Below are 11,366 nucleotides of genomic sequence, written 5' to 3'. Positions count from 1 at the left end.
TTCAATGTTAAACAAAATACCATAGAATTCAAAAAGACAATTCCTAGAAAATTTCTACATCCAAAAAAGGCATAAGTTATGTTAATGCTGTTTGAATGAGATGATATAAAGATAAGCCAAATTTTTACAAAGAAAACATTTCAAGCAGCAAGACACCTTTGATTGAAAGAGAGCACCAAATTTATGGGGTGAGTAACTGCGCTATTTCAACTATAGTATTTTCTAAAACGAATGATAAACGTCTAAAATGGTATTACCAACTAAAAGGTGTAAGTCTGTACATTGATGCATTAGAGGTCTGAGGCAACTTTTGATGGTGTGCCAACAATGCTCTATCGGATTTAGATCAGGTGAATATGTTGGAAGATAAAGCAAATGACAGCCAAAAGACTCTATTAATGACTTTGTTTTGGGAGTTTTATGGAATGTAGCATTATCCATAACTATGGTTGTATCACGCTGTAATTGTGGAAGTAATCTTCGCTCTAACCATACATTAAATATATCTTTATTACACCCTCCTGTGAAGGTCATTGGTGCAATAAACTTCTCATCCACCTATTATACTCACTCTTTCCCGCTTTTTTCCTGGAACATCAGCATATATTTTTTCTCCTCTTGGAGCTCGTGCATATTCTCGGTATAGTCTATTATCAACTCCTGCTTCATCTATATATAAAATGCTACAGTGGTCTATTTTTGAGACTTTATCGATAAATTGCTGCCTATCTTCTTGATTGCGCTCTTGATAGAATGTGACTTTTTTTAAAGGTTATTTTTAGCTGTCTTAATCTATACCAAATTGCACTTATCCCAAAGCCAAGGTTTTGTTTCATTTCTGCTAGTGTGTGATCTGGGTGTTTTTTGACATATTCTTTGAGTATTTCTGGATCTATTTTTCGAATAAAACCAGTACTTTTTACCGCTTTGAGACCTTGGCCAGTAGCTTTCTTTTTTAGCCATCTATATAGTGTCTATCTCAAAAACCTCTGCAACTTCAACCTTTGACTTTCCTTTTTCTACCAAAGACACTGCTTTTTCCCTTAAATCTACACTATATACCATCGCTTTCCCTACTTTAAAAAAACATATTATACCTTTATCATTCGCTTTTGAAAATACTATAGTTAGCGGAATGACGGTTTTTCAAATTGTCGGTAAATCTAAGTCAGTTTAGCTATAATTTCCTAAATTTGCTCACAATCTCTTGACTTGACACATATGTTTTTTTCCCAAATGTTACTATCTTCCTCCTTTTCCTTTCTCAATTTGTGCAACCATTTCCTTTACATTTGCATGCGTGAGAAGGGAATTTTTGCTGATATGAGATTTTGGATCAGATTTTGCTGTTACGTGTTTCGTTGCAGATCTTTTATTCTCTGTTAGAAATGAATGAGATTGTTTTTTCTTCACACCGATATCCGCTTGTGCTGCTGGAGTGGTTTTGCTTTCAGCAAGCTGTACATTAGCATTTCCTTTTGCTTGATTTTGCTCAAATTTTTCTTTTAATGCCTTTACTTTACTGCCCATCTCGCGATTAGCTCCTCCTTTCATAGTAGCTGCTGCTACTTTTGGTATCGCCTTACCAGCAGCTTTTTGTGCTGATTTCCTATTGTCTTGATTTTCAGATTTTAGTGGTACTCTTTCAGCTGATTTTTTAAGAATTACTCCTACTACTTTTGGCTCTGTGCTTACTTTTTGATTAGCACGGCTTAGATTTTTAGGCTTTGGCGGTACTGCAGGTTTATCTTTGATTACCACTTTCGATTCTTGTCTAACTTCTTGACCAGTAGTAAACATTTTTTTTGGCACTTGCGGTGGTTTTGGTGGTACGAGGGATTGAGGTTGTTGTTTCTGCTTACGTTCTCTTTTTGCTTCTATATGTTCTTTAGGAACTGTTGCATAAATTGGCTCTTCTTTGGGCGATTTTGAACTCTGCGAATTTTCTATTAAAATTTTACTCTTCTTCTCTTGATAATTTGATATCTCTTTGTATACAGACTCTTCATTTAATGAACTTCCATAGCCTGAATCTTCTCTCTGCTCATATAAAGGATTTTCCTTTTGCTTTTTCTCTTGATAATTTGATATGTCTTCATATTCAGACCCCTGATCTAATGAACTTTCATAGCCTGAATCCTCAGAAGGATTTTCCTTAGCATCAGGCATACTAAAACTATTAGCTCCTTTTAGTAAAGAAGATGTAGACTTTGCCTTGCTTTCTCCATCTGAGGATATTTCTGATTTAAAGCGTACCTTCCTCGAATCTGGAGCAGCCGGAGGTGCTGTTGTTGGTCGCTTTATTTGCCTCATGCGATTACCACCTAATTTTTCTTTCGGCTGTTCTTCTTTTCGCAGCTCAAAAGTACCTTCCTTTTGCTTTCTACCTTCCAAACTCACTTCGTGTGATCTATCTTTTCCTTGACTCTTTTCACTTTGTTCTAAATTTAAAGAATCTTTTAAAATATTATTTTTTCTGAAATCTTTTTCTAATTGTTCCAAGAGATCAATTTTTTTTAAAATTCTTGTATACTTAGCTGCTGTTTCTAAAGTGAAACTTGACAACTCATCATTTACAAAATTACTTATACTACTGTTCTTGGTTGGAAAATTTTTTCCCAAAATTCTATTCATTAATGTTTTAAAAAGACCTAATGGCTGTTCTACATAATTGTTCAAGTCAGTATATATAACAAACTCAGCTATACCTTTTGCCTCACCTGTAAAACCTTCTAATGCATGAGATAAATCCCTTAACGTTTTGTTATATTGTTTCTCTGCATTTCCTAGCTTTACAGCTTTGATCAGAGAATCGAGATTTTTTTTATAGTTCTCACTTTTAAATGGATTATTCATACTAATTACAGCTCATTATTTATTAAAATATAGATCTAAAATATTAAGATCTAGTAAATATTACTTTTGTAATTCATGTAGAACTATAGCTATAATAAGTAAGATTCCCTACGTCATACCGCCGCGGTATCTCCAGATCCCGCTAACAACTTACTATTACCCACAAATATGAGGTTCGTGAGCAAGTCGCCATCCTTCTGCTAAATCAAAGAGACGTTTATATCCTTTCCAAAGAACATAAGGTCCTGGTTCTGGGTCATTTTTTCTTGCTAAATGGCCTCCAAGTTCATGAAACAGCTTCTTTTATGTTGGGAACTACACTTGGACATGGTTTTCTGTGTATTTTAACGTATAAAACTTTCCATTCCTCTTCAGCTAATAAGGTAGTACATGGTAATGTTGGGTTAGCTCTTGCAATTGATGTAATAAAGAAGATCCTCCAAGCAATAATACTCATAACTGTTAGATATCTCATTAGTCTTTCTGCTATTCCAAGCCTACATTCTTCAACTTTGAGACCGAATTTAAAATTTTATGTAATATCTCTATTTTCCATCTAAGGCAATTGTAAGTTAAAAACGTGATATAAAAGAGATAAGAGAGAAAGATAACCCTGCTCACTAGGAATAGCGGGCGTGCGCGACCGAAAGGAAATTGGTATTACAACCGTTGGTATCAAGGTACGCTAGCCCTATCTCTCGATACGTTTGAATAGTTGCTTGGGACATATATATGCACCCGTTTACAATCTTAAATTAACTAAAACTATCGAGGTTTATTATGGTTACATCTTATCAAAATTTTATTGGCATTGACATCGGAAAATTTAAAAATGTCGTTGCAATTCACAAACAGAAGAATGCTGTCGAATTTGATAATAATGCTTCTGGTTGGCAACAATTATTTCAAGAGTTTTCAGATATTCTACCTAATGCTTTAGTGACTTTAGAAAATACAGGGAAATATGAGCTTGGCTTATCACATTTTCTTACCGACAAAAATATTGCCGTGCATCGAGCTAATACTCGTAAAGTAAAAAGCTTTATTTTATCTCACGGAACTTTAGCAAAGTCTGATAGATCAGATGCAAGAGCTCTTGCTCAATATGGATTTGAACGCCATAGAACTATCTCTCTATTTGTACCTACCTCTACAGAACAATCAACTTTGGCTGCACTTTGTCAACGTCGTGATGATATTACGCAAATGAGAACTCAAGAAAAATGCAGACTTGAAGCACCGGAAAATGATCATATAAAAGAAAGCTGTCAAAAGACCATTGAGTTTTTCGATAGTCAAATAAACGAACTCAATGATACTATACAAAAGATTATTGATGAAAGCCGCGAATTACAACAACGCCAAAAAATTCTTAAAACAGTTCCTGGAATAGGTAAAAAGTTATCACAAGATTTTTTGTGTTTAATGCCAGAGCTTGGTTACTTAAATAGAAAAGAAGTAGCAAGTCTTGCCGGAGTTGCACCGCATCCAAAAGAAAGTGGTAAAGCTGTTGGTTACCGAAGGATTACAGGTGGTAGAAGTAACGTTCGTTCAAAGCTCTTTACAGCCGCTATGGCTGCTACAAGGTCGAAATCTATACTTGGCGCCTTTTATTCTAAGCTTGTTGAAAGTGGTAAGAAGAAGATGGTGGCTATAACAGCCCTAATGCGTAAAATTATAGTAATTGCTAATACAAGACTTAAAGAAGCAATTAATTTGCATACTTAAAAATCTTCACAACGGTAACTGAAATTGGCTAATGAATATGTGCGTCCACACAGACTTAAAGCACATATTCATTAGCTTAAGCAGAAATTGCTGTGGTAGCTGTTTGATATAAAATTCTATTTCTATGACAAACGGGTTTTTATTGCCCATATAATTTGCAAAATTACACAAATAAAAAAATTTTTAAAAAACATAGTTGATACCATTAATTATTAAAAATGCAATTGATGTGAAGGATACTAAAAGAACTCCTAAGAGATTTGAATAAGAAGAATATTTTACATAAGCAGTTACATTATTGTTAATTGACTGCTGCTTATTATAGAGTTTATTTCTGCACTTATCATCTAAGTATTTTTGCAATTCTTCATAACTGCGACTCCACAACTTACCGCGTAATTCTTTTATTAAATTATTTCTTTTATTGAGACCTTTCTCCAATGGCTCTATTATAAATTCTTCAAAAAATGGCTTATTTAATGCAATAACCTTAAATTTCTCCTCCGCTTCTTTATTGTTTGGGTTTTTATCTGAGTGATATTTTAACGATAATTTACGGTATTGTTGACTAAGCTTTTTCTTAATATTCTTAATGTCAGAATTTACCACATCCTCCTTTTGAATATTAAATGTTAAAAACAACTGCTTTAAAGCGTGGTACTCATTTTCATTCAAAACATTTCTAGCCACATTACACCTACAAATTAACTAACTATTAATGTTCTATAATATACATATTTCCAAACTATGTCAATTATTTCATAAATATCTTTGGTAAAAATTATTTCTGTTATGACTAGCATGATAAGTGTATGAAGCGACTAAAATTGTCATTACAGCGCTTAGTGTACGACAGTGCTCCAACATTTAGGGTTGCAGTTTTCATGGCAGATCTGAGTAGCTGACCCATCTAAGAGGTGTCATTCAAGTAGCTGACACTGGAATGGCTTTGTTGCATCGCACCTTATACGGTAGTAATTTACAATAAATTCATGTAGCCATTTCGAATTTAGTCATTTCAGTGTTGGCTACTTGGATGACACCACCTGCTATGCTGCAAATTGCAACGTTCGTACACTAAAGTATAGTGTGTTACTAACGAAGGCAAACAAATATCTGCTTTATGAAAACGTTAATATTTTTCATTGAAATAATACATAAATACTAGAAAAACCTTGGCAGGTTATTCGCGTTTGATTATCATAGAGAATTATATAAATTAATAAATGATCTATGGCAAGTAACCCAGAAGAAAGAAATAGTGATAAACAAAAAGCGCTAGATAACGCAATAAGCCAGATTGAAAAAGCATTCGGTAAAGGTGCAATAATGAAGTTGAAGCAAAACCCTGTAGAAAAAATAGACACAATATCCACAGGATCAATTGCGCTTGATTCGGCTCTAGGTGTTGGAGGTCTGCCAAAAGGGCGTATAATTGAAATATTTGGCCCCGAGAGTTCTGGTAAAACCACTCTTGCCTTGCACGTGATTGCTGAAGCACAAAAAAAAGGAGGATCATGCGCATTTATCGATGCAGAACATGCATTGGATGTCTTATATGCTCGTAAACTTGGGGTAAGCACTGATGATTTAGTGATTTCACAACCAGACACTGGAGAGCAGGCGTTGCATATTGTTGAGTATTTAGTGTGTTCTGGTGCGGTTGATGTGATAGTTATTGACTCTGTCGCAGCATTAACTCCAAGAGCTGAAATTGAAGGTGATATGGGTGATCAACATATGGGGCTGCAAGCAAGGCTTCTAAGTCATGGGCTACGGAAACTAACCTCTGCCGTTTCAAAAGCGAACTGTATATTGATATTTATTAATCAAATTCGTATGAAAATAGGAGTAGTGTATGGAAATCCTGAAACTACCACGGGTGGAAATGCATTAAAATTCTATACTTCTGTAAGGCTTGATATAAGAAAAGTTGGTGTAATAAAAGACAAAGAAAATATTACAGGTAATGAAACAAGAGTTAAAGTTGTAAAAAATAAAGTTGCTCCTCCATTTAGAGAAGCGAAATTTGATATAATGTACAATGAAGGTATATCAAAACTCGGAGAAATAATAGATATGGGAGCAAAGCTTGGTGTGCTTGAAAAAGCAGGCGCTTACTATTCATATAACAACACACGTCTTGGGCAAGGAAGAGAGAATGTAAAAACTTACCTAAAAACAAACAAAGAAGTCGCAAATGAAATAGAAACGAAAATCAGAGATTTACTCAGAAATCATGATAATTCTATCATAATAGACGAGGATAGTGAGCAACTTTTAGAAGAATCAGTTTTCTGATCTAAACTTAGGCATTAGATTTTGTGTTGGACGGGTTGTTACAGTATGACGGTAATTCTATGTGCTAATATAACAATCTGTAATGTTACCTTGTATCAAAAAGACTTTGCTGAAGCAGTTAAAAAAAGCTTTTCATGAGAAATTATAAATGATAAATTGTTAACAATAGGTTATTGTTAATAAGATTATGTGTTTTGGTTTACCTAATATAAACAGGGAAGGTTATTCATTTATAGTAGTTTCCTTTATAGTAACGTGTATAGCATTCTCTATATCTTGGGGGTTTGGCGTTACGTGCTTGTTTCCGACATTATTGTGTACTTATTTCTTTCGTGATCCAGCAAGAGCTGTGCCAAACAATAAGAATCTTATATTAAGTCCTGCTGATGGTGTGATTTCAAAAATTGAAGAAGTTAATTATCCTTTATCAGCAGAAAACGGAGAGGAGAAGAAGTTTACGCTTGTTAGCATATTTTTAAGTGTTTTGAACGTCCATGTGAACCGTATACCAATATCTGGTACGATAAAGGAAATGAGTTATAAAAAAGGCAAGTTTGTATCCGCAATGAGCAATAGGTCTAGTAATGAAAATGAAAAGCAGGTTATTGTAATTGAATACGAAAAGGGGAAAGAAATTATTGTGGAGCAAATAGCTGGATTAATTGCACGTCGTATCGTTTGTAATTTAGGAATATCCCAGAACGTAAAAGCAGGTGAAAGGTTTGGAATTATAAGGTTTGGCAGTAGAGTGAATATCTATGTTCCTGCTGATACAGAAGTCAGAGTTTCAGAAGGGCAAACTGTTATTGGTGGTGAAACAATTATAGCAAACTTAAATAAGGAAAACGTTCAAGAGAAGCTTACTTTTGACGTTATATGAATAACGATGGAAGTAACAGTAGATTCTTACCTATTACTAAATTATTCCCAAACTTTATAACTTTATTGGGTTTATGTTCTGGTCTCACTTCACTTAAATTTACATTTAATGAACAATGGGAATTCTCAGTAATTTTTATCATCATTGCAGCAATAATAGATGGAATGGATGGCAGAATAGCTAGAATTCTAAAATCAACTAGCGATTTTGGAGCCCAACTTGATTCTTTTGCAGATTTTCTAAATTTTGGTGCAGCGCCTGCATTTCTTTTGTATTTTTGGAAGCTAAACGAAATCAAAGTCATAGGTTGGATTTTAGTAATGATATACGTAATCTGCATATCAATAAGACTTGCAAGATTTAATGTTTCGCTACACTCAGAACAACCATACTGGGAAAAATTTTTCTTTTCTGGTGTTCCAGCTCCAGTGTGTGCTTTACTTTCTTTGTTACCAATAATTATTACCTTTCAATCTCATGAGAGTGAATACTTACTTCTCATAGAGCGATTTTTTAACACAAGAAACGTAGCTTGTTACTTTCTGGCCATTTCATTTTTTTCGATAAGTCACATTCCAACTTTCTCTGCAAAATATATTTATATTCCCAAAAGCCTATCCTATATATTTGTGTCATTTTTTGGAGTACTTATTGTATTTTTCATCAGTAAGCCCTGGATGACTCTACCAATTTTAGGTATAGTGTATACACTTACTATTCCAATAAGCATCGGGTTTTACATATATTTTACATATAAAACTCGTTAGCTAACAAAAAATAGAAAACTGCATGATTTTGAAGATAAGTGAACTATTAAATTCATTTCTGTATATAAAGATATTCAACATTCCATTTATAATTATTTGGGTAATTGCAACTGGAATCTTTTGTACTGCCCAGTTCAAATTCATTAACTTTAGGTTACTTAAATATGGAATACAGACGCTATTCAATCTAAAGTGTAATAACAGCAACAATGGCATAATCACTCATATTCAAGCGTTTGCAACAGTAATTTCAGGAACAGTTGGTCTTGGAACAATATCAGGAGTTGCAATAGCTATCACAATAGGGGGCCCAAGTGCAGTTTTTTGGATGGTAATTACCGGAATACTTGGTATGTCGATAAAGTTTGCCGAGGTGGTGCTTGCATTTACTTATCGCTCTGAAAATACAACTGGCGGGGCTTTTTATTACATGAAGTACGGGCTTGCAAAAATTGGATTTGCAAAAACTGGTAGATTTCTTGCCTTCACTTATGCGATTATGCTACTTATTGCAATGATTTTGGGCGGTATACCATTTCAAGCAAATCAAATAGCAGCACTATCAAATAACCTCCTAGAATACAACGCATCCATTATTATATCCCTGCTTGTCTTTATTGTAATATTGGGAGGAATAAAGCGCATTGCTTTCGTTTCAACGAGCTTAACACCAATTATGATAGTGCTATATGTGGGTATGTGTATATATTTAATTTATGTAAACGGAAGTAATTTGCTGAATGCTCTATCCATAATATTCCAAGATATCTTCAATAAATCAGCTATAGGAAGCGGAGTATTGAGCGGATTAATAGCCGGAGTGAGAAGATCAGTGTTTGCTAACGAAGCAGGTACCGGAACAGCAGCTATAGCACATTCAGCTGTAAAAGAAGAAGATCCAATTAAAGTTGGGTGCGTTGCAATGATTGCACCACTTATAGACACAATATTAATCTCATTTTTGACTGGTATTGTGATAATTATCACTGGTATGCATAGCACTGATAACGTGGGTGATATTACACTAATTAGTTCGATATTTTCAACAGCTTTGCCCTTGTTCAGCAAGTTAGTTTTTCCGCTAATGATGTTTTCCTTTGCATTTTCCACAATAATAGCTTATTGTTACTACTGTGAAGTTGCTTTGCTGTATTTATTTGGTAGTAAAAAAATACTGATACCGTTCCAAATTCTTATAGTGGTTTCAGTGTATATCAGCTGTATGTCAAAGAATATAGAATTTATATCTTATCTAGGTGACAGTTTGTTTATGTGCCTTATGATTCCAAATGCTGTTGCAATATATCTACTAAGAAGGGAAGTTTTGAATACAATAGATTCTTATTACAATTCTAAAGGGTATTAACATGATTTATAGATTGCTTTGTATGGTGTTATTTTGCCTATTGTTTAATGATGTGTACGCTGCTTCAGGTTTTTACGAAAGTTATGACGCTGTGTTGAATGGAATAAATAACTTCATGAATGAAGTACTGTTTTTCAAGATCCTTTACGTGCCATTTATAATCCTTCTACTAGTTTTTGGTTATGTGTTTCTAACATTACGTTTTGGATTTCTCAACATAAGAATGTTTAAGCATGCGTTTGCTATTTTATGTGGAAAATATGACACGAATCACCATGATGGTCATATTACGCATTTTCAGGCATTTATGACTGCACTTTCAAGCACAGTAGGCCTTGGAACTGTTGCTGGAGTCGCAATTGCAGTTTCAATGGGTGGACCAGGAGCGGTGCCTTGGATGATGATTACAGGTTTTTTTGGTATGTCAGCAAAATTTGCTGAGGTAACGTTGGCGTTTAGACATAGAACAGAAGATCAGGACCAATTGTTTAGTGGTCCCTTTCAGTATATAAGGAATGGTCTGGAGGAATTTGGATTTAAAAAACTTGGTATTGTGCTGGCTGCCATGTATGCAGTATTCTTTGTATTATCAGGTCTTGGTGGAAGTGTAGCGTTTCAAACCAACCAAATGGTTTCAATATTATCTGGCTATTCAAGTTGGGTAGATGGTCACTCTTGGTTTCTTTCTTCCATAATTTCTGCGCTGCTTGCTCTAGTGATTATTGGCGGAATTAAAAGGATAGCTAGAGTATCTTCTGCACTAGTGCCTATTATGTCACTTATATATATCTTTAGTTGTATTATTATTATTGCATTTAATATTCATAACCTTGGTTATACGTTGAAAATATTATTTTCCACTATGATAGATTTCAATGCTGTTGGCGGAGGGATGGTAGGAGCATTTGTTGCTGGAATTCAAAGGGCAATCTTTGCCAGCGAAGCAGGTGTTGGTTCTGCTTCAATTACTCATGCAACAACTAAAGATGAAGAACCAGTAAGAACTGGACTAGTCGCTATGATAGAACCATGCTTTGACACAATGTTAATTTGCTGTTTAACAGGAATAACAATAGTAATAACAGGTGCATACCAAACAGGTGTTGGTGAGGGAATATTAATTACTCACAAAGCATTTGAGACAGTTTCTCCATGGTTTCCTATCCTTCTAACAGTAGCTGCTCCTTTGTTTGCATTTTCTTCAGTAATTTCGTTTGTATATTGTTGTGAAATGGGGTGGCTATATTTATTCGGTGCAAAAAGTATAGTGATATACCGCATAGCGGTAATAATTGTGGCGTTTTTCTCTGGTCTTTCTAAAGATATAATGGCTATTGCCAATATCGGTGGAACTTTATTCTCTTGTTTAGCTCTCATCAACATGACAGCGCTTATACTGTTTAGTAATCAGATTAACGATGAAGTTCAGTGCTACCTAAAAAGGCTGAGGAATAATAAAATTAATTAG

At 34.5% G+C, this 11,366-nt stretch carries 9 protein-coding genes and 3 pseudogenes; 6 read left to right on the top strand and 6 right to left on the bottom strand.

The features are described 5' to 3' along the window. Positions 1-222 precede the first annotated feature (222 nt). The 5 genes and pseudogenes from AAGD66_RS06955 to AAGD66_RS00130 all read right to left on the bottom strand — a co-directional run. A complete protein-coding gene (locus AAGD66_RS06955) occupies positions 223-534 on the bottom strand; it encodes a transposase (protein ID WP_022626381.1) in 312 nt (103 codons plus the stop codon). A 191-nt stretch (positions 535-725) separates the two neighbouring features. Next, positions 726-914 (bottom strand): annotated as a pseudogene (locus AAGD66_RS06950) (IS630 transposase-related protein); the annotation flags it as partial. A gap of 49 nt (positions 915-963) precedes the next feature. Continuing rightward, entirely contained in the window at positions 964-1,065 is a 102-nt protein-coding gene (locus AAGD66_RS00140; protein WP_213863610.1) for an IS630 transposase-related protein, read from the bottom strand. 177 nt (positions 1,066-1,242) lie between these two features. Beyond that, the gene (locus tag AAGD66_RS00135; RefSeq protein ID WP_155969333.1) at positions 1,243-2,856 is read right to left on the bottom strand and encodes a hypothetical protein; all 1,614 of its coding nucleotides are present in this window, start codon (positions 2,854-2,856) and stop codon (positions 1,243-1,245) included. A gap of 156 nt (positions 2,857-3,012) precedes the next feature. Continuing rightward, a pseudogene (locus AAGD66_RS00130) lies at positions 3,013-3,420 on the bottom strand (IS4 family transposase); the annotation flags it as partial. Between the two features lie 216 nt (positions 3,421-3,636). On the opposite strand from AAGD66_RS00130, the gene AAGD66_RS00125 reads away from it, so the two are divergent. Continuing rightward, entirely contained in the window at positions 3,637-4,584 is a 948-nt protein-coding gene (locus AAGD66_RS00125) for an IS110 family transposase (protein ID WP_209472550.1), read from the top strand. 480 nt (positions 4,585-5,064) lie between these two features. On the opposite strand, the pseudogene AAGD66_RS06945 reads toward AAGD66_RS00125, so the two are convergent. After that, positions 5,065-5,193, bottom strand: a pseudogene (locus AAGD66_RS06945) (DnaJ domain-containing protein); the annotation flags it as partial. Between the two features lie 624 nt (positions 5,194-5,817). Here AAGD66_RS06945 and recA point away from each other — a divergent pair. From recA to AAGD66_RS00095, 5 genes are all read left to right on the top strand, one after another. After that, a complete protein-coding gene (gene recA, locus AAGD66_RS00115; RefSeq protein ID WP_010963008.1) occupies positions 5,818-6,885 on the top strand; it encodes a recombinase RecA in 1,068 nt (355 codons plus the stop codon). A gap of 187 nt (positions 6,886-7,072) precedes the next feature. Beyond that, positions 7,073-7,765, top strand: coding sequence for a phosphatidylserine decarboxylase (locus AAGD66_RS00110; RefSeq protein WP_007548750.1), 693 nt, complete (start codon positions 7,073-7,075; stop codon positions 7,763-7,765). After that, positions 7,762-8,532 carry a CDP-alcohol phosphatidyltransferase family protein gene (locus tag AAGD66_RS00105; protein ID WP_015589351.1) on the top strand — a complete coding sequence of 257 codons (771 nt, stop codon included), beginning with the start codon at positions 7,762-7,764 and terminating at the stop codon, positions 8,530-8,532. Before AAGD66_RS00110 ends, AAGD66_RS00105 begins: the two co-directional genes overlap by 4 nt. Positions 8,533-8,554: 22 nt before the next feature. Continuing rightward, on the top strand, positions 8,555-9,898 hold the full coding sequence (locus tag AAGD66_RS00100; RefSeq protein ID WP_213863214.1) for an alanine/glycine:cation symporter family protein: 1,344 nt from the start codon (positions 8,555-8,557) through the stop codon (positions 9,896-9,898). A 1-nt stretch (position 9,899) separates the two neighbouring features. Then, entirely contained in the window at positions 9,900-11,366 is a 1,467-nt protein-coding gene (locus tag AAGD66_RS00095; RefSeq protein WP_155969383.1) for an alanine/glycine:cation symporter family protein, read from the top strand.

The organism is Wolbachia endosymbiont (group A) of Dendrolimus pini (assembly GCF_964026835.1).
Taxonomy (GTDB): domain Bacteria; phylum Pseudomonadota; class Alphaproteobacteria; order Rickettsiales; family Anaplasmataceae; genus Wolbachia; species Wolbachia pipientis.
Note: the sequence above shows the minus strand (reverse complement) of the source record. Positions and strands in the feature narration are given on the sequence as shown.

What these genes read in the sequence shown, in the direction of transcription:
- AAGD66_RS00110 (WP_007548750.1), top strand. Translation starts at nt 7,073, where the DNA reads ATGTGTTTTGGTTTACCTAATATAAACAGGGAAGGTTATTCATTTATA.
- AAGD66_RS00095 (WP_155969383.1), top strand. Translation starts at nt 9,900, where the DNA reads ATGATTTATAGATTGCTTTGTATGGTGTTATTTTGCCTATTGTTTAAT.
- recA (WP_010963008.1), top strand. Translation starts at nt 5,818, where the DNA reads ATGGCAAGTAACCCAGAAGAAAGAAATAGTGATAAACAAAAAGCGCTA.
- AAGD66_RS00100 (WP_213863214.1), top strand. Translation starts at nt 8,555, where the DNA reads ATGATTTTGAAGATAAGTGAACTATTAAATTCATTTCTGTATATAAAG.
- AAGD66_RS06955 (WP_022626381.1), bottom strand. Translation starts at nt 534, where the DNA reads ATGACCTTCACAGGAGGGTGTAATAAAGATATATTTAATGTATGGTTA.
- AAGD66_RS00140 (WP_213863610.1), bottom strand. Translation starts at nt 1,065, where the DNA reads ATGGTATATAGTGTAGATTTAAGGGAAAAAGCAGTGTCTTTGGTAGAA.
- AAGD66_RS00105 (WP_015589351.1), top strand. Translation starts at nt 7,762, where the DNA reads ATGAATAACGATGGAAGTAACAGTAGATTCTTACCTATTACTAAATTA.
- AAGD66_RS00125 (WP_209472550.1), top strand. Translation starts at nt 3,637, where the DNA reads ATGGTTACATCTTATCAAAATTTTATTGGCATTGACATCGGAAAATTT.
- AAGD66_RS00135 (WP_155969333.1), bottom strand. Translation starts at nt 2,856, where the DNA reads ATGAATAATCCATTTAAAAGTGAGAACTATAAAAAAAATCTCGATTCT.